This window comes from Streptomyces sp. PSU-S4-23 (assembly GCF_055632315.1).
The window spans coordinates 8669244-8689587 of sequence record NZ_JBVMUU010000002.1 but is presented as its reverse complement, the minus strand read 5'-3'; the positions used below and the strand labels follow the sequence as shown (position 1 = coordinate 8689587).

Sequence of the window (20344 nt, the reverse complement as noted above, 5' to 3'; positions counted from 1 at the left end):
GCGGTGCAGCCGGCGGGGGCTCGCGCGCGTCGCCTGGGGCGTCATCGCCTCACGCTTGCCGCTTGGCGTCGATCTCGGCGATGAGGGCCTCGATGCGGGTCCTGATCTCGTCGCGGATGGGGCGGACCGACTCGACGCCCTTGCCCGCCGGGTCCTCCAGGGCCCAGTCGAGGTACTTCTTGCCGGGGAAGACCGGGCAGGCGTCACCGCAGCCCATGGTGATGACGTAGTCGGACGCCTGGACGGCCTCGGTGGTGAGGACCTTCGGCTTCTGATCGGCGATGTCGACGCCGACTTCCCTCATCGCCTCGACGGCGGCCGGGTTGACCTGGTCGCCGGGGAGGGAGCCGGCGGAGCGGACCTCGATGCGGTCGCCGGCGAGGTGGCTGAGGAATCCTGCGGCCATCTGCGAGCGGCCGGCGTTGTGAACGCAGACGAACAGCACGGAGGCGAGCGGGGCGGAGGACATGCGTTCTTCCTTCACGACGTGGTGGCAGGTGGTGCGGGGGTCAGGTGTTCGGCAGGCCGGCGAGCAGATCGGTGATGCGGGCGTCGAGGTCGCCGCGGATCTTGCGGACGACCTGGATCGGGGCGCCCTCGGGGTCGGCCACGGGCCAGTCCAGGTAGCGGCGGCCGGGCACGATCGGGCAGGCGTCCCCGCAGCCCATGGTGATGACGATGTCGGCGGCCTGGACGACCTCGTCGGTCAGCGGCTTGGGGAACGCGGCGGCCGGGTCGGCGCCCGCCTCGGTCAGCGCCTGCACGACGTACGGCTCGACGGCGGGGCCCGGGTGGGTTCCCGCGGAGGAGACCACGACCCGGCCCGCCGCCCGGTGCTTCAGCAGCGCGGCGGCGAGCTGGGAGCGCCCGGCGTTGTGGCTGCACACGAACAGGACCCGGGGCGGTCCCGAACCCGGCGTGTTCTGGACGTGGGCGAGGGCGTCGAGGCGCTCGGCGGTGAAGCGTTCGGCCAGCACGACCAGGTGCGTGGTCACGGAGGCGGTCTCGGCAAGGCGCCGGTAGGAGTCGGCGAGCATGCCCTGGACGGTCTCCACGGAGAAGCGGCCTGCGTGCAGGGTGGCGAGCCGGGCTGTGCCGGCGGCCAGGCGCTCGTCGGGCAGCAGGGGCGGTGGGACGGACATGGGAAGACCCTTCCGACGGGCCTACAGGTCAGCCCGGACTGGTATCAGTCTCGGGTGATGTGAGAGTATCAGTCCATGCTGACGTCAGTCGACACTGAACTGATCCGGGTCCTGGCCGACCCGCTCAGGCTGCAGATCGTGACCCTGCTGGCCCGCGAGACGCTGTGCACCACGCACCTGGTGGAGGAGACGGGCGCCAAGCAGACCAACCTGTCCAACCATCTGAAGGTGCTGCGCGAGGCCGGAGTGGTGGAGACCGAGCCGTGCGGCCGGTTCACCTACTACCGGCTCAGGCCCGAGGTCCTCGAGACGCTCGCCGGCCGGTTCACCGCCCTCGCCGAAACCGCCCGCGCCAACACCGACACCAAGAGGGCCTGCCCGTGACCCGTACCGAACCAGCCGGGACCGCCGCCGAGGAAGCCTCGGTCGTCGCCAAGCTGTCCACACTCGACCGCTACCTGGCCGTATGGATCCTCGCCGCCATGGCCGTCGGCCTCGGGCTCGGCAGGGCCGTCCCCGGCCTGAACGGCGCCCTGGCCGAGGTGGAGATCGGCGGCGTCTCCCTGCCGATCGCCATCGGCCTGCTGATCATGATGTACCCGGTCCTGGCCAAGGTCCGCTACGACCGCCTCGACGCCGTCACCGGCGACAGAAGGCTCATGGTGTCGTCGCTGGTCGTCAACTGGCTCATCGGGCCCGCGGTGATGTTCGCGCTCGCGTGGACCTTCCTGCCGGACCTGCCCGCGTACCGCACCGGCCTGATCATCGTCGGCCTGGCCCGCTGCATCGCCATGGTCATCATCTGGAACGACCTCGCCTGCGGCGACCGCGAGGCCGCCGCCGTCCTGGTCGCCCTCAACTCGATCTTCCAGGTCATCGCCTTCGGCCTGCTGGGCTGGTTCTACCTCGACCTGCTGCCCGGCTGGCTGGGCCTCGGCGACGGCGACCACCTCGACATCTCCATGGGGAAGATCGCCCTGAACGTCGTCATCTTCCTCGGCATCCCCCTGCTGGCCGGATTCCTCACCCGCCGCATCGGGGAGAGGAGACTGGGCCGGGAGACGTACGAGTCCGCGTTCCTGCCGAAGATCGGGCCGTGGGCGCTGTACGGGCTGCTGTTCACGATCGTCATCCTCTTCGCCCTGCAGGGGAAGACGATCACCTCGCAGCCGTGGGACGTCGCGAGGATCGCGCTCCCCCTGCTGGCCTACTTCGCGGTGATGTGGTTCGGCGTCTTCGCCCTGGGCAAGGCGATCGGCCTGGCCTACGACCGCACGGCGACCCTGGCGTTCACCGCCGCCGGCAACAACTTCGAGCTCGCCATCGCGGTCGCCATCGCCACCTTCGGCGTCACCTCCGGCCAGGCGCTCTCCGGCGTCGTCGGCCCCCTCATCGAGGTGCCCGTCCTGGTCGCGCTGGTCTACGTCTCCCTGGCCTGGCGGAGGAAGTTCACGGCCGCGCAGCCGGCTTCATGACCCAGCACGTGGATGTGGTGGTCGTCGGCGGCGGCCAGGCAGGGCTCGCCGCTGGCTACCATCTGCGCCGCCAGGGCCTCGGCCACGTCATCCTGGACGCCGACCCGGCCCCGGGCGGAGCCTGGCAGCACATGTGGGAGTCGCTGCGCCTGTTCTCGCCGGCCGACCACTCCTCCCTGCCGGGGCGGCTCATGCCCGCCCAGCCCGGCGTGCCGTACCCCGACGCCGGGCACGTGGTCGGCTACCTCACCGACTACGAGAAGCGCTACGAGCTGCCCGTCCGGCACGGCACCCGCGTCGACGCCGTACGCCGCGACGGCGACCGGCTCCTGGTCGAGGCGGACAGCGGCACCTGGCGGGCACGGGCGGTGGTCAGCGCCACCGGCACCTGGTCGCGCCCCTTCCTTCCCGCCGTCCCCGGCCGCGGGGCGTTCACCGGGCGGCAACTGCACACGGTGCACTACCGCCGCCCCGCCGACTTCACCGGGCAGCACGTCCTCGTGGTCGGCGGCGGGAACTCCGGCGCGCAGATCGCCGCCGACCTCGCCCTGGACGGAGGCGTCGAGGTGACATGGGCGACGCAGCGCCCGCCGCGCTTCCTGGCCGACGACATCGACGGCCGTGCCCTGTTCGCCGTCGCCACCGCCCGCCGCCGCGCCCTGGATGCCGGAGGCGGCGACACCGGCGGGGTGGCCTCGCTCGGAGACATCGTGGCCGTGCCGCCCGTCCGCGCCGCACGCGACGCCGGACTCCTTCACGCCAAGCCCATGTTCTCCCGGCTCACCGCCGACGGTGTCCGGTGGGCCGACGGCACCCGCGACGGCGTCGACACGGTCATCTGGTGCACCGGCTTCCGCGCGGCCCTGGCCCACCTCGCCCCGCTGAACCTGCGCGGCCCGCGCGGGCGCGTCGCCACTCACGGCACGCGCGCCCTCGGTGAGCCGCGGCTGCATCTGCTCGGTTACGGCGACTGGACCGGCCCCGCCTCCGCCACCCTCATCGGCGTCGGACGGCCGGCCCGCGACGCCGCCCACGACATCGCACGGCTCCGGTGAGGCCGCACCGCCGAAGACGGCGGCAGCCGATCGGCTAGGTGATGGCGGGACTACGGCGCTCGACGAGGAGGACGTCACGCCAGACCCCGTGGTGGCGCCCGATGCGCTCCCGCCTCCCGATGACGCGGAATCCCGCGCGCTGGTGAACCGCGAGACTGGCGGTGTTCTCCGGGAAGATCCCGGACTGGATGGTCCAGATCCCGGCCCGCTCCGTGGAGTCGATCAGCGCCTTCAGCAGGGCCGAGGCGACCCCCCGGCCGCGGGCGGCGGGATCGACATAGACGGAGTGCTCGACCACGCCGGCGTAGGCGCACCGGTCGGAGACCCTGGTCGCCGCGACCCAGCCGAGCACGGCTCCGTCCTCGTCCAGCGCGGCGAAGCGGTGCCCGGCCAGTTTCGAAGCGTCGAACGCCTCCCAGGTGGGCGCGCTGGTCTCGAAGGTGGCGTTGCCCTCGTCGATGCCGACCTGATAGATCGCCAGTACCCGCTCGGCGTGCTCGGCGGTCAGCGGCACGATCACCGCGCTCACGGCTGCGCTGTTCACCTGCGGCTCCCTCTCCCTCTCCCGCTTCGCGCTGTGGGTCATGCCACGGCCGGCAGTCGGCTTAGACATGCGTCTATGTTGACACACGTCGAACAAGGCGGGTGGTGGTTCTCGCGGCCGGTACGGCGAGACGGTCGGCCGACGCCGGGCGGCGCGGCCCCGGGCTCACCGGGCTCACCCTGGAGTTCGGCCGGCCCGGACGGCACCCCGGACATCGCCCAAGCGCGGAGCGGGAGAGCCGGTCGGGCCGGGGGACCTTCGACGTGTCGCCGTTCGCCGCCACCAAGCTCAGCCGGGGATGAGCGCCTCCCACTGCGCTCGGGTCGGGCCGTCGTGTCTCGGCTCGAAGTCCGGGTGGGCAGCAAGCCAGGCGGTGACGTGCCGGTCCACTTCGTCGGTGCCGTAGGCGTCGTCGGCGGGTTGCAGGAGATGGCGCACCCGGGCTCGGGCTCTCATGACGACGGGATCGTCGAAGGCACAGGCGGCCAGGGCGGCAGCCCGCCGGTCTGCCGGTGGTGAGCCCTCGGCGAGGCGTTGCCCGTCGGCGCGGTCGGCCGCGACCTGAGCGTCGAACCACGGGCGGAGGGCCTGTGCCGTCCACGTGTGGTGGCCCATGGGGTCGGCGGCGATCCGGTCGACGTGGGTGGCGAGGTGCTGGGCGGCACGCAGCCCGAGGGCCGCGCCGTGACCGAAGGTGGGGTTGGTGTGGATGAGGCTGTCCCCAACGTTGACCAGGCCGGTGACGACGGGTCCGTCATCGTCGGCGAGGGCGGTCCAGCGGTTGTCCAGGCCGGCCATCGCCAGGACGGCGGAGCGCGGTTCGGGATCCAGGTCGAGCCAGGCGGCAGTCGCGGGGAAGCAGCGGGCGACGGCCTCGAACACGGCGGGGTCGGTGAGCGCGCCGCGGGTCGGATCGCCCGTGGAGAGCACCACGCTCAACGCGAAGGTGTCGTTGTCGGAGGGGAAGACGCCGCCGAGCGCGAACGGCGCGGCCGAGCCGGTCTTCACCCGCCCGGGGTCACGCGGGCCGTCGGCACGCAGGCGGTACCAGCGGCACACATAGGCGATCCCGGTGCGATGGCTGTCGACCACGGGCGGGCGGCAGCCGGCCGCGATCAGCCATGCGGGCACCCGCGAGCGACGACCGGACGCATCGACCACGAGGTCCGCATGGTGCGTCTCCGCGCCCACCCGCACGCCGGTGACCCGGGCAGGACGGCCTTCCCGGAGGGCCAGGGCGCCCACCCGGCGGCCTCGCCGCACCTCGACGGTGGGTTCCCGCAGCACGGCCGCGGTCAGGGCGGCCTCCAGCACGATGCGGCGGGAGCGCAGGGTCACCAAGTCCTCGTCCCCAGCCCGATACGGCGGATGCCCACCGAACCAGTCGAACTCGTGGTACTCCCGGGCTCCCCGTGCCAGCAGGTCCGCGTGGACATCAGGGGCCTCGGCGCGCAACACGGTACGCACGGGCGCGAGCAGCGAGTGCGGCTGGACCGCCTGCGGGACCCAGGGCCTGTCCCATCGGTAGAAGTCCCGGTCCAGGTCCTCTCCGGCCTGCCGTGCGTCCTGCTCGAACAACGTGACCGTGTGGCCTCGCCGGCCGAGCATGAGCGCCGTGCCGAGCCCGCTGACACCCCCGCCGATCACCGCAACCCGCGCCACCGGTCTCCCCCTCGGGTCGTGTTGCGCAACGAGCCTACCGCGTGGGTGATCCCCGGTCCGGAAAAGGTGTCGTCCGTCGCGGGCGGAGGCGGTGCACGGCGGCGGCCGGTTGCCGGGGGAGGCCCGGCGGTGGTCCGGCGTGCCGCCGCGCATGCCCGGCACGGTGGCGGGTACGTCCCTCCCGTACACGGACGTCACGGAAGCGGCCGAAGAGCGAGGGGTGTCGGAAGTGATTCGAAAACTGCAGGCGGTCGCGCTGGACTGCGCTGATCCGGTACGGCTCGCGGAGTTCTACGCGGATCTGCTCGGTGGCCGGGTGGTCACGGATCCGGAAGAACCCGACTGGGTCGAGGTGCACGGGTTCGAGGGCACGCCGCTGGCCTGCCAGCGGGTGGACGGCTACCGACCGCCCGAATGGCCCGGCCAGGAGCGCCCGCAGCAGCTCCACCTGGACTTCGACGTGGACGATCTCGACGGGGAGGAGAAGCGGGCGCTCACGCTCGGCGCGACCGTGCTGGAGCGGACGGACCAGCTGCGCCCGGAGGCCAATTGGCGGGTCTACGCGGACCCGGCCGGCCATCCGTTCTGCCTCTGCCTGCACTGAGTCCGTAGGGCCCGCTGTCCCGGCTCGACGACGGCTGGAAACCCGGTGGAACAGCGCCCTGTACCGCCGTTACCGTGCTGCCGAACCACGTCGTCTGGTCGAGGACATGCCGTTGTACACCCTGTGAGACCTCCCGAGCGCTGAACCGTCGCGCGGCGCGCATGTGCGCCGCGCTCCTTCTTGCTGCGGACTTCTCACTGAAACCGGTGTACTTCTGTGCTCAATACCTGGGTGGTCGTGCCCACCTGCCTGCCTCTCGTCGTCCGGCGTTGCCACGCGTGCGCGTCCGAGCGCTTCCGGGCAAGCGGCAAATTCCGCGTCAACGCGCACCACAAGCTCATCGACGCCTGGCTCCTCGCGCTCTGCACCGCTTGCGGGGAGACCGCGAAGCTCACCGTCCTGGAGCGGACGAACGTGCGCTCCGTACGGCCCGGGCTGCTGGACCGACTGCATGACAACGACTCGGGCCTGACGGCTGAGCTGCTTCAGGATCCGGTCGTCCGGCGCCGTAACCGCATCGCCCTCGACTGGGACGACGCCTGGCGCCTCGACACCGGGGGATCGGATCACCTGGACCGCGAGGTGATCGACGTGTCGGTCCGCTTCGCGGCGCGGATCCCCGTCCGGCCGGTGCGGCTGATCGCTGAAGGCTGCGGTCTTTCGCGGGCCGAGGCGGAGAGGCTCATCGTGGAGGGGAGGCTCGTTTCGGCGGTCCGGCTGAGCGGCAGGCTCTCCGGCGACTTCACCTTCACGCTCAAGCGCTGAGCCCTCCTTTGGGGCGGGGGCCTGTCCGGCGAGATCCGCCGGACAGGCCTGTGGGCCGCGCAGGCCGCACGGGCGGTGGGGGCCACCGCGGCAGCCGCCGATTCGTGTTCTGATTCGATGGGTATCTATGTTGACGTACATCGAAACAGCCTGGCATGCTGGCCGGGCAGTCATCGACAGACGTCGAAACACCCAAGGAGCCGCTGTGAACGCGCCCACCGCCGCATTGCCCGTCGTCGTGATCGGAGCCGGACCGGCCGGTCTGGCCGCCGCCGCCCACCTCGTCGACCGCGGCCTCACCCCGCTCGTCCTGGAAGCGGGCCCCGCCGCCGGCACCACCGTGCGCGAGTGGTCGCACATCCGGCTGTTCTCCACCTGGGCCGAAGTGGTCGACCCGGCCGCGGAGAAGCTGCTCGCCCCGACCGGCTGGACGCGCCCCGACCCGGCGGCCTACCCCTCGGGCGGTGACTGGGCCGAGCAGTACCTGCAGCCGCTCGCCGACGCCCTCGGCGACCGCGTACGCCTGGGCGCCACGGTCACCGGCGTGTCCCGGGCCGGCCGCGACCGGATCGTCGACGCCGACCGCGAGGCCCAGCCCTTCGTCGTCCACATCAGCGGTGCCGACGGCCGCGAAGAGCGGATCGTCGCCCGCGCCGTCATCGACGCCTCCGGCACCTGGACCACGCCGTCCCCGGCGGGCGCCGACGGACTGCCCGCGCTCGGCGAGAAGGCCGCGGCCGGCCACATCGCCTACCGCATCCCCGACCTCAAGGACCCGGCCGTCCGCGCCCGGTACGCGGGCAGGCGCACGGCCGTGATCGGCTCCGGCGCCTCCGCGTTCACCGCGCTCGTCCACCTCGCCGAGCTGGCCGAGTCCGACGACGGTGCCGGCTCCAAGGCGCTGTGGGTCCTGCGCCGTGGCATCTCCGGCTCCACCTTCGGCGGCGGAACGGCCGACCAGCTGCCCGCACGCGGGGCCCTGGGACTGGCGGCGAAGGCCGCCGTCGACGAGGGCCACGCCGACGCGGTCACCGGCTTCCGCACCGAGACGATCGAACGCCGCGCTGACGGACGTCTGGTGCTCACGGGCGAGGACGGCCGGCGGCTGGAGCCGGTGGACGAGGTGATCGTGCTGACCGGGTTCCGGCCCGACCTGTCCTTCCTGTCCGAGGTCCGCCTGAACCTGGACGAGCGCCTCCAGGCCCCCGTCGCCCTGGCACCGCTGATCGACCCCAACCAGCATTCCTGCGGCACGGTCTATCCACACGGCCACCGCGAACTCGCGCACCCCGAGAAGGACTTCTACGTGGTCGGCATGAAGTCCTACGGTCGCGCCCCGACCTTCCTGGCCATGACCGGCTACGAGCAGGTCCGCTCCGTCGTCGCCGCCGTCGCCGGAGACGTCGAGGCCGCCGACCGCGTCGAACTCACCCTGCCCGAGACCGGCGTGTGCGGCGGGGCCGGACTCTTCGACGACCCGGAGGCCGACGCCTCGGGTGGGGGCTGCTGCGCTCCCGCGCCGCAACTCGTCCAGCTCGGCGCGCCTGCCGCGGCCACCGCCACGGCCGGTGCCGAGGAGGCTCCGGCGGGCGGCTGCTGCGGCGCGTGAGCGGCCTCGGCACTTCCGCACGCGGGGCCGCGACCGGGTCGCAGGACCGGTCGCGGCCCCGCGCCGCCCTGCCCGCCCTGTGCACCACGCAGATCGTGAGCTGGGGAATCCTGTACTACGCGTTCCCCGTCCTCAACCCGCAGATCAGCCGGGCGACCGGCTGGCCGGCCGGGGCGACCACCGCGGCGTTCTCGCTCGGCCTCGTCGTCTCCGCGATCGCCGGTCTCCGCATCGGGCGGATCCTCGACCGGCGTGGTCCACGCGCCGTGATGACGATCGGCTCGGCCCTCGCCGCCGCCGCCCTGCTCATCGTGGCCACGGCCCCCGGACTGCCGGTGTTCTTCGCCGCTTGGGCCCTGGCCGGCCTGGCGATGGCCTCCACCTTCTACCAGCCCGCGTTCGCCGCCCTGACCCGCTGGTGGGCGCCCCACCACGTCCGCTCCCTGACGATCGTCACCCTCGCCGGCGGCCTGGCCTCCACCGTCTTCGCGCCCCTGACGGCCCTGCTCGCCGGCCATCTGTCGTGGCGTCACACCTACCTCGTGCTGGCCGCCGTCCTCGCCGTCGTCACCGTCCCGGCCCACGCCCTGGCGCTGCGCGGCCCCTGGCCCAAGGCCCCGGCCGGCCCCGCGCACGCGGCCGCAGGCGGGGCCGGGGCCGCGGCGAGCAGCCGGTCGTTCCTGCTGCTCGCCGCGGCCTTCACCCTGTCGGCCTTCGCGATGTACGCCGTCGTCGTCTCCCTTGTTCCGCTCCTCCTCGAACGCGGCTACACCACCGGTCAGGCGGCCTGGGCGCTCGGCCTCGGCGGCCTCGGCCAGACGCTCGGCCGCACCCTGTACGCCACCCTCGCCCGCCGCACCGCGGCGGCCACGCGCACGACGGCCCTCGTCGCGCTCGGCGGCTTCACCACCGCCGGGTTCGCCGCCGTGCCGGGCCCGTACTCTCTGCTCATCGCCGTGTCCGTCGCGGCCGGTACGGTGCGCGGCAACCTCACCCTGCTCCAGGCCACCGCCGTCACCGACCGATGGGGCACCGCCCACTACGGACGCCTCTCCGGGCTGCTCGCGGCACCGGCCACCATCGCGGCGGCCCTGGCCCCGTTCGCCGGAACCGCCCTCGCCGCACCCCTCGGCGGCTACGGGCGGCTCTTCTGCCTGCTGGCCGGCGTCTCCCTCGCCGCCGCACTCCTGGCATCCTGCGCAGCGCCCCGTACCGCACGCCGGCGGGCCCGCCGGCCCTGACCGCCCCTCAGCTCTCCGGCCACCGGGAACCCGACCCGCCGCCCCCGCCTCAGCCGACGACCGGCCGGCGGCCCCACCCCTCACGCCCGCTGGTCCGCCGTACGGCCCCTGTACGCTGCGGCGCCGGCGGGCCGGCCTTCGCGTACGCCCGGCGCCGTCCCGGCCGTCGCCTCGCCTCCGCAGCGCCGTCACCGCACCGTGCCTGCCAGCAACGCCTCCCCCAGCCGGGTGCGACGGTGCAGGACGTGCATGCCCTCCCGGCGGGAGACCAGCAGTCCCGCTTCCCGCAGGACCGACAGGTGGCGGCTGGCGGTGGACGGGGCGAGGTCCAGGGCGGCGGCGATGCCGGTGGTCGTCATGGGGCCGTCCAGCAGTTCCAGCAGGCGGGCGCGGGAGGCCCCGATCAGCTGCGCGGCACACGAAGCGGGGCCGCCGTTGCGGGAGCGCTCCAGCCAGCCGGGGGCCGGCGAGAGGGGGTAGACCAGGACCGGGGGCAGGGTCTCGTCCACCAGCGCGAGCGGTGCGCGGACGCAGAAGAAGGCCGGAATGAGCGTCAAGGCCCTTCCGTTCAGGCGCAGTTCGCGATCCAGCGGGTACGGGGTGCGCAGGGTGCCGCTCTCGTAGCGCCAGCCGGGCAGGGTGCCGAATCCGGCGAGCAGGCCCTCGGCCCCCCGGTGCAGAACGGCCTCGGCGCGGGCCGCGCGGTCGACGGCGGCCTCGGCCCGGATCGCGGCCGTGTACGGCTCGACGGCGATGGTGTAGTAGTCGCGCACCCAGCGGCCCAGTCGGGCGAGCGCCTCGGGACGGCCCTGGGCCAGGAGCCGCATCCCGCGCGGGACGGGGGTCCTGGTGCGGTGGTACAGGCGGGTGAGTTCGGCCAGCAGCCGGTGACGCGGGGTCGCCATGACGCGCTCGAGGGCGGTGTCCAGGTCGGCGTCGCCGAAGGCCGGGGTGAGGAAGTCGGGGAAGTAGGAGGCCGCGGGGCACAGGTGCATCAGCGCACGGGTCGCGGGGAGGAGCCCGGCGCGGCGCAGCGCCCCGGTGACCTCGCGCCGCCAGGGCCCGAACGCGAGCGCGGTGTCCCGGCCCTGCAGCAGGTGGAGGCTGAGCGCGGTCTCCCACAGCGGATCGATCCGTTCGGCGATCCGCAGCCGGGACAGTTCCTGGCCGGTGAGGTCCACCCGCAGCACGCGCACCCCCGTGGTCGTCGATCCGCCGGCGCGCCGGCGCCTGGCCGGCGGAGGGAGTCTATGCGCGTCACCCGCGTGACGGATACACGACCGCAAGGGGGTGGCGGAAAACACTGCGAGGACCGGCCGCGGGGTGCCCGCGGCCGGTCCGGTCCTGCTCGTCATGGATGCGGGAGCCGGTGGGGCGGTGCCCCGGGAGCCGGTCTGCGTGGGCGGCGGCCCCTCCGGCCGACCGGAGCGCGGGCCGGCCCTCCTCTCCGTTCAGGGCGAGGCGGCCCTGTCCGCCAGGACGCAGTGGGTGCCGCTGAAGATGGTCGGCATGCACTTGTTGCAGTGGATGCACAGGGAGCGCGTGCCGCCGTCCTTCTCCATCCGGTCGACCAGGTCGGGCTCCCGCAGCAGCGCGCGGGCCATCGCCACGAACTGGAAGCCCTCCGCCATGGCCCGTTCCGCGGTCTGCCGCCGGGAGATGCCGCCGAGCAGGACGAGCGGCAGGTCGAGGGCGGCCCGGAACTGCCGGGCGCTGTCCAGAAGGTACGCCTCCTGGTACGGGTAGTCGCGCAGGAACCGCTTGCCCACCATGCGCACGCCCAGACGGACGGCCGGGTTGCGCATCGCCTCCGCGAACTCCGCGAGCGGTGCCTCGCCACGGAACAGGTACATCGGATTGAGCAGCGAGCTGCCCGCGGTGAGTTCGAGCGCGTCGACGCTGCCGTCGGCCTGGAGCCACCGCGCCACCTGAAGGCTCTCGTCCAGCCACAGCCCGCCGGGCACGCCGTCGTCCATGTTCAGCTTGGCGAGGACGGCGATACGGTCGCCCACCGCGTCACGGACCGCGCGGGCGGCGCCACGGGCGACCTTGGCGCGGTTGACGAGCGATCCGCCGTACTCGTCCCCGCGCCGGTTGATCCTGGGGCTCAGGAAGGAACTGGCGAAGTAGTTGTGACCGAGGTGGATCTCCACCGCGTCGAAACCCGCCTCGATCGCGAGGAGCGCGGCCTCGGCGTGGGCGCGTGTGACGCGCTCGATGTCGTGCGGGCTCGCCCGGCGGACCATGCGCAGGGCCTGGGCGCTGAAGGAGGCCGAGGGGCCGAGGGCGGGCAGGCCGTTGGAGCGCCCGTCGGCCACGGGTCCGGCGTGGCCGATCTGGGCCGAGACGGCCGCGCCCTCGGCGTGTACGGCGTCCGTGAGCCGGCGCAGGCCGGGAAGTGCGTCGGGGCGCATCCAGAGCTGGTGGCGCTCGGTCCTGCCCTCCGGCGCGACGGCGCAGTAGGCGACGGTGGTCATGGCCACGCCTCCGGCCGCGTGCCGGCGGTGGAACTCGATCAGCTCGTCACCGGCCTGGGCGCCTTTGGTCATGCCTTCGAATGTGGCCGCCTTGATGAACCGGTTGCGCAGTGTCAGGGGGCCGAGGCGGGCGGGCTCGAACAGTGCGGGTGGGGTCATCGGGGTCTCCCGGGGCGTGGTGGGCCGGCAGGTCGCCTGCGCACGGCGGAGGGCTGGTCACATGCGCAGGGCGGAGGGCTGGGCGTCTGCGCGCATCGCGGCATCCGTGCCGCCGTCGGCGAAGAGGATCGAACCGGTGGTGAAGCGGGCCTCGGGCCGCAGGAACTGCTCCACCCAGAAGGCGATGTCGTCCGGCTGCCCGAAGATCCCGAGCGGCATGGGCGTCGGGAAGGAGTCGGGGTCGGAGTCCGCCGCCGCTCCGGTGGACCCGGTCATCAGGGGGGTGAGCACCGCGCCCGGTGCGATGGCGTTGAGGAGGATGCCCCGGCGGGCCCACTCCGGGGTGACCGCGGTACGGCGGACCCAGCGTGCCAGGGCGAGCTTCGACGTCGCGTAGGCGGAGATGCTCGGGGCCGTCCCCAGGAGCTCGGCCGGCATGGAGCCCTGCGCCGCGGCCGCGTGTGCACGGGCCGCGTCCTCCTTCCCGGCGAGCAGCAGCTCCACGAGGGCGTCGTCGATCAGGGGAACGGTCGTCGCCGAGTTCGAGCTGATCACCACGGCGCGGCCGGCCCCCGAGCGCTCCAGGGCGGGGCGCAGCCCGTCGAGCAGGACCACGGGGCCGAAGTAGTCGATCGACACGACGGCCGCGGCGTCACGCGTGTCCGGGCCGACGCCCGCGACGGCGGCCACTCCGTCCAGGGTGCCGCCGGCCGCCGAGAGGATCTCCTCGACGGCGTGCCGGCGGCCGCCCTCGGTTCCCAGGTCGGCGATCACGTCGGCGTCCCGGAGGTCCACACCGATGACCTTGTGACCGGCCGCGCGCAACCGGGTGGCGCTCGCGGCGCCCATGCCCGACGCGGATCCGGTGATGGCGTAGGTGCCCATACAGTCCTCCTCTTCGGCGGGGCCGCCGTGTGCGACCGCGATTCAATCACATATCAATCAGTGATTGAACACTGATGGCGACGGCTGTGGTGCAATGACATCCATGAGCCATGCGGACGCCCCCACCCGAGAGCGCCTCCTCGCCGCGGCCAAGCGGTTGTTCCTGGAGAAGGGGGCCGACCAGGTCTCGCTCCGCTCGGTCAACGCGGCCGCCGGGCTGAATCCCGGGGCGGTCCACTATCACTTCGGTTCCCGTGAGGGGCTGGTGTCCGCGCTTCTGGAACGGGAGTTGCGTCCTTTGTGGACGGAGCGGATGCGGGCCCTGTCCGGCGCTCCCGGCGTCGTTCCCGACGTACGCGACCTGGTGGCGGCGCTGGTCGAGCCCTTCGCCGAGCTGGTGAGCACCCGGGACGGCCGGGTGCTGTGCCATCTGCTGGCGCGCTCGGCCCTGCCCACGGGCCAGCTCCCCCATGTCTCGTCCCTCTTCGCGCCCGCCCCCTTCGAGGTGCTCATCGGGCGTGCACTGCCCGGCCTGTCGCCCCGGGAGGTCACCGAGCGCTGCCGCCTCGCCTTCAGCCTGGTGATGGAGACCTACGGGCGGCCTCTGGCCAAGATGCCCGCGGAGCCCTCGGGGTTTCCGCACGCGGAGACGGTCATCGCGTTCGTGCTCGCGGGGCTGACCGCGCCTCCTCTGCGGGGATAGGGCCGTTCGGTCCCCTCCCCCGGCTGTACGGCCCTACCAGGCCCGCTCGCAGGGACGGGAAGATCCCCTGGTACGTTGCTACGGTTCCGTAGGTTACGGGGCCGTAAGTAGAACGTCCCCAGTTCAGCAACCCAGAGCGAGGACCCGTGAGCACAACCCAGCAGTCGGCCGAGCGCCCATGGCTCATCCAGGGCGGGATGGGGATCGGGGTGTCGGGGTGGCGGCTCGCCCAGGCCGTCGCGCGCACCGGACAGCTGGGGGTCGTCTCGGGGACCGCTCTGGACACCGTGGTGGCCCGGGTGCTGCAGAACGGCGACCCCGGCGGGCATGTCCGCCGGGCGCTGGCGGCCTTCCCCGTCGCGGAACTCGCCGACGCCGTCCGCGAACGGTACTTCGTCGAGGGCGGGATCGCGGACGGTGAGCGGTTCCTCACCACCCCGCGGATGCGGGCCGAGGACGACTGCCCCGCCCAGTTGCTGACGGTCGTCAGCAACTTCTGCGAGGTGTGGCTCGCCAAGGAGGGCCACAGCGGGCCGGTCGGCATCAACTACCTGGAAAAGGTCCAGCTCGCCACGGTCCCCGCCATGTTCGGGGCGATTCTGGCGGGGGTGGACTACGTCCTGGTCGGCGCGGGCATCCCCGCCCAGATTCCGGCGCTCGCCACCCTGCTGGCCCTGAAGCAGCCCGTCACCGCCCAGGTGACCGTCGAGGGTGACGACAAGCCCTGGCAGCAGCGCTTCGATCCCGCCTCCGTCCTGCGCGGGGCCGACGTGGGGGAACTGCGCCGCCCCGACGTGCTGGCCATCGTGTCGCTGCCGGTGCTGGCCTCGTATCTCAACCGGTCCGAGGAGACCCGGCCGGACGGCTTCGTCGTCGAGGGCCACACCGCGGGCGGCCACAGCGCACCACCGCGCGGGCCGCTGCGGCTGGATGAGAACGGCGAACCGGTCTACGGTCCCAAGGACATCCCGGACCTGTCGAAGATGGCCGCCCTCGGCCTGCCGTTCTGGGTCGCCGGCGGCCAGTGCGGTCCCGAGCGGGTCGCGCAGGCGCGGGCGGCCGGCGCCGCCGGGGTCCAGCTGGGCAGCGTCTTCGCCCTCTGCGAGGAGTCGGGGCTCGATCCGCGGCTGCGGCGGCAGCTGACCGAGCGCGCGCTGCGCTCCGCGTCGATCGCCCGCAACGACCCGGCGGCGTCCCCCACCTCGTTCCCCTTCAAGGTCGCCGACCTGCCGGGCACGCTCTCCGATCCGGACGTCGGCGCCGCCCGCCGGCGGGTCTGCGACCTGGGCTATCTGCGTACTCCCTACCGGACCGAGCGCGGCGGCGTGGGCTACCGCTGCCCCGCGGAGCCCAAGGTCGCCTACCTCCGCAAGGGCGGGGCCATCGAGGAGACGGAAGGGCGGCAGTGCCTGTGCAACGGGCTGCTGGCCACCATCGGGCTCGGGCAGCGCCGGCCCCACGGCTACGTGGAGCCCCCCATCGTCACCTTCGGGCAGGACGTGGACTTCCTCCCGCGGATCGCACCGGACGGCGCCCCCTACAGCGCGGAATCGGTGGTGCGCTGGCTTTCCTCGGGAGTGTCCTCCGCCGCCCGTGCGTAGCGTGCGACGGCCGGAGGGGCAGGCGGAACCGGTCCCCGGCGGGCCGGGGACCGGTGGAAGAGAGGCAGGGCGAGCGGTCCCGGCGGTCAGTCGTCGTGGCCGCCGCCGCAGCTGTAACCGCCGTCGGAGTCACTGCCCGAGGGGCTGCTGCCGCCGTTGGTCGCCCGGTGGTCCATGGCCGTGAACATGGCCGTCGCCGCGAGGGAGACCCCGATGAATATCGCGAAGAGCACCCATCCCTCGTGCACCACTCCCCCGTGAGCCAGACCGTACGAGACCGCGATGCCCACGCCCATCCCGCAGAGCACTTCCATGACCCGCCCCTTCCGGCGTCGGGCAGCCCATCCCCGCCGAGCCACTCAACTCTACTGGTGCGGTGAGCAGTTGGACCCTGCCGGCGCCTCACCCCGTCGACGGGCCGCGACTCAGGACCGGACGGTGGGGCGGTGGCGCAGGCGGCGCAGCATCCTGGCGTCCTCGAATCCCACCTCGCGGGCCGCGGCCTCCACGGTGGTGCCGTGGCCCAGCAGGTGTTCGGCCCGCTCCAGCCGCAGGGTCTGCTGGTAGCGCAGGGGGGTGAGGCCCTGGGTGGCACGGGCGAACCGGCGGGTGAGGGTGCGGGCGCTGACACCCGCGTGTGCCGCCAGGGCGGCCAGGGGCAGCGGTTCGGTGAAACGGCCGTCGATCAGGTCCTGGACCCGGTGCACGGCGTCGTCCAGGTGGGCCCGGTACCGCAGCATGGCGCTGGCCTGGGGCTCGTGGCCGTTGCGGCGGGCGTGGACGACCATCTCCCGGGCCACGCGGGCGGCGAGCCCGGGGCCGTACCGCACGGACACCAGGTGCAGGGCGAGGTCGATGCCGCTGGCGATGCCCGCCGAGGTGACCACGCGGTCGTCGGTGGTGAACAGCACGTCCCGTACCACGGTCGCCCGCGGATGGCGGGACGCCAGCTCCTCCTGCAGGTCGTGGTGGGTGGTGCAGCGTCGCCCGTCGAGCAGTCCCGCCCGGCCGAGCGCCTCCGCCCCGGCGCACACGCTGGCGACCGTGCCGCCGGCCAGGTGGTGGGCGCGCAGCCGCCGCAGCACCTCGTCGCCGACGGCGGGGCCGTCGCGCAGGGCCGGCGCTCGCCAGCCGGGCACCACGAGGAGGTCGCCGGGCCGCAGCGGGGGCCACTCGGTGTCCGCGAGCAGCGGCAGCCCCTGGGCGCTGACGACCTGCGCGTGTTCGGCGACGTACGCCAGTTGGTACGGCCGTCCGAACTGCGCCGCGGTGCTGAAGACCTGCGCGGGGCCCGCCAGGTCGAGCAGGTGCACGCCGGGCAGCAGCACGAAGACGACGCGGGTCATGCTCCGGCCGCCTCCGCCTCCGCCTCCAGTCCGGCCACCGTGGCGATGCGGGCGAACCGGTCGCGCAGGACCGCCTCGGTGCGCTGGATGATCGCCTCGGTGCTCAGGTCGCCGATGGGGTGAGTGGCGGTGGCGTCGGTGACGAACACCATGCGGTAGCCGAGGTCGCTGCCCACTCGCGTGGTGGTCTCCACGCACTGCTCGGTACGGATGCCGCACACCCGCAGCTCCCGGATACCCGCCTCGGTGAGGAGTTGCTGGAGGTTGGTCGTGGTGAAGGCGTTGTGGGACGTCTTGTGGAGCACCGGCTCGCCCGGCCGCGGGCCGTCCAGCTCTTCCAGGGGACGGACATGACCCGATGCCGGGTCGAAGACCCCTCCGGAGCCCGGCTCGCTGTGCAGGACCCAGACGATCAGGTCCCCGGCGGCGCGGGCCAGGGCGACCAGCCGGTCGACGGGCTCGGCGATCTCCGGGTCGGAGATGTGGTCCCACAGAGGATGGGCGCGGAACGATTCCTGGACATCGACGACGATCAGTGCGCGATTCATGGCACCCATTGTGACCAGGTACGGCTCCTTCGCCTCAGGCCCGATCAGGGCTCGTGGCGGAACGATCCGGTCACGGGGTGTGAGGTCTCGCGTCGGTGGCGGCCGCGCACAGCGGTGACGTCGCCAGCCGCCCCGTGCTCAGGCCCGGATGGGGATGCGGAGGGCGAGGAGGGCGACGTCGTCGTCGTTGCGGGGCGGGCGGGCGCGGTCGAGGAGCTGATCGGTGAAGGGCTTCAGGGGACGGTGGGCGAGGGCTGCCGCGTGCCGGCTCAGCCGGGACAGCCCCTCGTCGAGGGAGTGGTCCCGGGACTCGACGAGACCGTCGGTGTACAGCAGCAGCGTGGATCCGGGCGGCAGGGGCACGGTCGCGTCGGCGCGGGCCTCGCGGATGCCGGTGCCCAGGATGATGCCGTGACCGCCGGTGAGGTAGCGGGCCAGGCCGTCGTGGGTGATCAGCAAGGGCGGTGGGTGGCCTGCGTTGGTCCAGGTCATCTCGCATCGCTCGTCGTCGGTCATGGTGATCCGGGCGAAGATCATGGTGGCCATGGAGACTTCCGCGATGTGCCGGCACGCGTGGTCGAGCCACTCGACGATCTTGCTGGGAGGTTCGTGCTGCGCCCAGGCATAGGCCCGGAGCATGTTGCGGAGCTGCGCCATGCCGGCTGCGGCGTTCAGGTCGTGGCCGACGACGTCTCCGATGGCCACGGCCGTGGCGCCGTCCGCCAGTGTGAAGGCGTCGTACCAGTCCCCGCCGACCTGCGAGGCGTCGGGGGCGGGAACGTATCGCGCGGTCATGTCCAGGCCGGGCACCCGCGGCAGCTGGGGCAGCAGGTGGCGCTGCATGGTCTCGGCGACCTGGCGTTGCTGCTGGAAGAGGCGGGCGTTGTCCAGGGCCAGTCCCGCACGGCGGGCGATGTCCTCCAGCAGCGCGAGGTCGGCGGGGGTGAACGGCCCGGGCTGCTCGGAGCGGCCCAGGGTCAGGGCCCCCAGCACCTCCCGCAGACCGTGGATCGGCACCATGGCCGCGGAGTGCATGCCGGTCACCTCGAACAGGCGGTGCTGTTCGGCCGCCATGTCCGACTCCGGTGGACCCTGCCAGGTCTCCGGCCCCACGAGCGCCGAGGCCACACCGCGCAGTGCGCGTGCCAGGGGCAGCGCGGACTGTTCGGGCACGGGCGGCAGGGGCCCCTGAAGGTCTCGGCGCTGCACCAGGACGCCGCCCTCCACGTGTGTGACGGCGAAGCGCCGCACCTCGTCGCGCTCGGTGATCAGGTCGATGACCGCCCAGTCCGCCAGCCGCGGCACCATCAGGGCGACCAGGCGGCGCAGTGCCTCGTCCACGTCCAGCGTGGAGGTCAGCTTCGTGGTCGTCTCGGCCAGCAGCGCCAGCCGCTCCAGCTCGGACGGCGCGGCGGTGGCGCGAGGCTCCCGCTCGCCGGGCGTCGCGGGGTCGGCACAGGGGTGGAAGAGCACGAGCGTGGCCTCGGGACGGGCGGCGGTGCCGCAGGGCGTGACCAGCCAGCACACCTGCAGCAGGGAGCCGTCGCCGCGCTCCATCCACTCCTCGGCGCCCTGCGCCGTGCGGCCGGCGAGAATGCTCTCCCGCACCGCGCACTGGGCCCTCGGTACGGGTTCCCCGTGGCGGTTGCGGTGCAGCAGGTCATGGGCGTCCTCACCGATCAGACCCTCGGCGGGCCGGCCCAGGAGCTGTTCGGCCCGGGCGTTGACGCCGAGGACGTGTCCGCGCTGGTCCGTCAGGTACGCGCCGGCGTCCAGCGCCTCCAGCACCGTCGCGAGCGCGTCCTGCCCGCTCCCCGGGGGCCCCTTGCCGGTGGTGTCCGCTGCCTCGGGGTCCGTCATGTGCCTGCCTCCTCGTGACGGAAGGACCCCCTGCTGCGCCTCGGCGTCCGCTCCCGCCTCGTTGCTCGGAGTTCCCCGTCGGGCGGAGGTGACACGCGTACGGCCGCCGGACCGCCCGCCCCACAGTGGTGATGCCGTTGCGGGATCGGCAAGGACGTTTGCCGAAAACGCGGACGCACCGCAGGGTGGGCGCCATGGCACACGACGTCGTGGTGACGGGCACCGGGCGCCGCCGGTCCGCGCGGCGCCCCTGCCATGCGCACGATTCCCGTCCCCGGACGGCATACGGCCGTGGGACCCCTGTCCGAAGGAGCACCCTGTCATGTCCGAGCACTCGACGGCCCGCGCGCCGCTGCCCGCCGCCCCGCCGCCCAGACACCACATGGCCCTGATGATCTGGGTCGCGGTCTTCCCGACCCTGACCCTGCTGCAGTTGCTGCTGCGCGGTCTCGGTGTGCTCGACGGCGCCCCGATCGTCGTGCGGACCCTCGTCCTGGCCACCATCGCGGTACCGATCGTCATCTACGGGCTCATGCCCCCGCTGCAGCGGCTGCGCATCCGCCTGGTGACGCGTGGGAGCCGGTCCTGACGCCCCGCGCCTGACGGGCACCGTCATCCAGCACGTCCGGGCCGGCCCGTGCGGGCCGGCCCGGACGTGTCGATCACGG

20 protein-coding genes and 1 pseudogene are annotated in these 20344 nt (G+C 73.3%); 10 read left to right on the top strand and 11 right to left on the bottom strand.

Annotation, left to right across the window (positions count from 1 at the left end; all coding sequences use genetic code 11):
* Positions 1-49 precede the first annotated feature (49 nt).
* A complete protein-coding gene (locus tag ACZ79I_RS39225; RefSeq protein ID WP_471504641.1) occupies positions 50-469 on the bottom strand; it encodes an arsenate reductase ArsC in 420 nt (139 codons plus the stop codon).
* Positions 470-509: 40 nt separating this feature from the next.
* A complete protein-coding gene (locus ACZ79I_RS39220; RefSeq protein WP_471504639.1) occupies positions 510-1142 on the bottom strand; it encodes an arsenate-mycothiol transferase ArsC in 633 nt (210 codons plus the stop codon).
* A gap of 75 nt (positions 1143-1217) precedes the next feature.
* Between ACZ79I_RS39220 and ACZ79I_RS39215 the strand changes: the two genes are divergently transcribed.
* The 3 genes from ACZ79I_RS39215 to ACZ79I_RS39205 are packed head-to-tail and all read left to right on the top strand — an operon-like array spanning position 1218 to position 3672.
* Positions 1218-1526: an ArsR/SmtB family transcription factor gene (locus ACZ79I_RS39215; RefSeq protein WP_471504636.1), complete on the top strand. Its 309-nt coding sequence runs from the start codon at positions 1218-1220 to the stop codon at positions 1524-1526.
* Complete coding sequence (gene arsB, locus ACZ79I_RS39210) at positions 1523-2617, top strand: ACR3 family arsenite efflux transporter (RefSeq protein WP_471504634.1); 1095 nt, start codon at positions 1523-1525, stop codon at positions 2615-2617. Before ACZ79I_RS39215 ends, arsB begins: the two co-directional genes overlap by 4 nt.
* Positions 2614-3672 (top strand): ArsO family NAD(P)H-dependent flavin-containing monooxygenase, encoded by a 1059-nt coding sequence (locus ACZ79I_RS39205; protein WP_471504631.1) that lies wholly within the window; start codon positions 2614-2616, stop codon positions 3670-3672. The genes arsB and ACZ79I_RS39205 overlap by 4 nt, the downstream gene beginning before the upstream one ends.
* 34 nt (positions 3673-3706) lie before the next feature.
* Here the strand turns inward: ACZ79I_RS39205 and ACZ79I_RS39200 are convergent, their stop codons facing one another.
* Positions 3707-4216, bottom strand: coding sequence for a GNAT family N-acetyltransferase (locus ACZ79I_RS39200; protein ID WP_471504628.1), 510 nt, complete (start codon positions 4214-4216; stop codon positions 3707-3709).
* A gap of 288 nt (positions 4217-4504) precedes the next feature.
* Positions 4505-5878 (bottom strand): FAD-dependent oxidoreductase, encoded by a 1374-nt coding sequence (locus tag ACZ79I_RS39195; RefSeq protein ID WP_471504626.1) that lies wholly within the window; start codon positions 5876-5878, stop codon positions 4505-4507.
* Between the two features lie 229 nt (positions 5879-6107).
* Between ACZ79I_RS39195 and ACZ79I_RS39190 the strand changes: the two genes are divergently transcribed.
* From ACZ79I_RS39190 to ACZ79I_RS39175, 4 genes and pseudogenes are all read left to right on the top strand, one after another.
* Positions 6108-6482 (top strand): VOC family protein, encoded by a 375-nt coding sequence (locus ACZ79I_RS39190; RefSeq protein ID WP_471504623.1) that lies wholly within the window; start codon positions 6108-6110, stop codon positions 6480-6482.
* A gap of 216 nt (positions 6483-6698) precedes the next feature.
* On the top strand, positions 6699-7247 hold the full coding sequence (locus ACZ79I_RS39185; protein WP_471504621.1) for a DUF1062 domain-containing protein: 549 nt from the start codon (positions 6699-6701) through the stop codon (positions 7245-7247).
* Between the two features lie 205 nt (positions 7248-7452).
* On the top strand, positions 7453-8856 hold the full coding sequence (locus ACZ79I_RS39180; RefSeq protein WP_471504618.1) for an FAD-dependent oxidoreductase: 1404 nt from the start codon (positions 7453-7455) through the stop codon (positions 8854-8856).
* Between the two features lie 140 nt (positions 8857-8996).
* Positions 8997-10097 (top strand): annotated as a pseudogene (locus ACZ79I_RS39175) (MFS transporter); the annotation flags it as partial.
* Positions 10098-10285: 188 nt separating this feature from the next.
* Here ACZ79I_RS39175 and ACZ79I_RS39170 read toward each other — a convergent pair.
* From ACZ79I_RS39170 to ACZ79I_RS39160, 3 genes are all read right to left on the bottom strand, one after another.
* Positions 10286-11287, bottom strand: a complete 1002-nt coding sequence (locus ACZ79I_RS39170) for an ArsR/SmtB family transcription factor (protein ID WP_471504616.1) — start codon at positions 11285-11287, stop codon at positions 10286-10288.
* Positions 11288-11548: 261 nt separating this feature from the next.
* Positions 11549-12733 (bottom strand): NADH:flavin oxidoreductase, encoded by a 1185-nt coding sequence (locus ACZ79I_RS39165; RefSeq protein WP_471504614.1) that lies wholly within the window; start codon positions 12731-12733, stop codon positions 11549-11551.
* A 57-nt stretch (positions 12734-12790) separates the two neighbouring features.
* Complete coding sequence (locus ACZ79I_RS39160; RefSeq protein ID WP_471504612.1) at positions 12791-13618, bottom strand: SDR family oxidoreductase; 828 nt, start codon at positions 13616-13618, stop codon at positions 12791-12793.
* 103 nt (positions 13619-13721) lie between these two features.
* Here ACZ79I_RS39160 and ACZ79I_RS39155 point away from each other — a divergent pair, with 103 nt between their 5' ends.
* Positions 13722-14321: a TetR/AcrR family transcriptional regulator gene (locus ACZ79I_RS39155; protein ID WP_471504609.1), complete on the top strand. Its 600-nt coding sequence runs from the start codon at positions 13722-13724 to the stop codon at positions 14319-14321.
* Between the two features lie 146 nt (positions 14322-14467).
* On the top strand, positions 14468-15922 hold the full coding sequence (locus ACZ79I_RS39150; RefSeq protein ID WP_471504606.1) for a nitronate monooxygenase: 1455 nt from the start codon (positions 14468-14470) through the stop codon (positions 15920-15922).
* A gap of 86 nt (positions 15923-16008) precedes the next feature.
* On the opposite strand, the gene ACZ79I_RS39145 is transcribed toward ACZ79I_RS39150, so the two are convergent.
* The 4 genes from ACZ79I_RS39145 to ACZ79I_RS39130 form a co-directional block, all read right to left on the bottom strand.
* Entirely contained in the window at positions 16009-16236 is a 228-nt protein-coding gene (locus ACZ79I_RS39145; protein ID WP_471504603.1) for a hypothetical protein, read from the bottom strand.
* 111 nt (positions 16237-16347) lie between these two features.
* The gene (locus tag ACZ79I_RS39140; protein ID WP_471504600.1) at positions 16348-17268 is read right to left on the bottom strand and encodes a GlxA family transcriptional regulator; all 921 of its coding nucleotides are present in this window, start codon (positions 17266-17268) and stop codon (positions 16348-16350) included.
* Positions 17265-17816, bottom strand: coding sequence for a cysteine hydrolase family protein (locus ACZ79I_RS39135; protein WP_471504598.1), 552 nt, complete (start codon positions 17814-17816; stop codon positions 17265-17267). Before ACZ79I_RS39135 ends, ACZ79I_RS39140 begins: the two co-directional genes overlap by 4 nt.
* Positions 17817-17954: 138 nt before the next feature.
* A complete protein-coding gene (locus ACZ79I_RS39130; RefSeq protein WP_471504596.1) occupies positions 17955-19676 on the bottom strand; it encodes a PP2C family protein-serine/threonine phosphatase in 1722 nt (573 codons plus the stop codon).
* Positions 19677-19998: 322 nt separating this feature from the next.
* On the opposite strand from ACZ79I_RS39130, the gene ACZ79I_RS39125 reads away from it, so the two are divergent.
* The gene (locus tag ACZ79I_RS39125; protein ID WP_471504593.1) at positions 19999-20265 is read left to right on the top strand and encodes a hypothetical protein; all 267 of its coding nucleotides are present in this window, start codon (positions 19999-20001) and stop codon (positions 20263-20265) included.
* Positions 20266-20344: the final 79 nt, after the last annotated feature.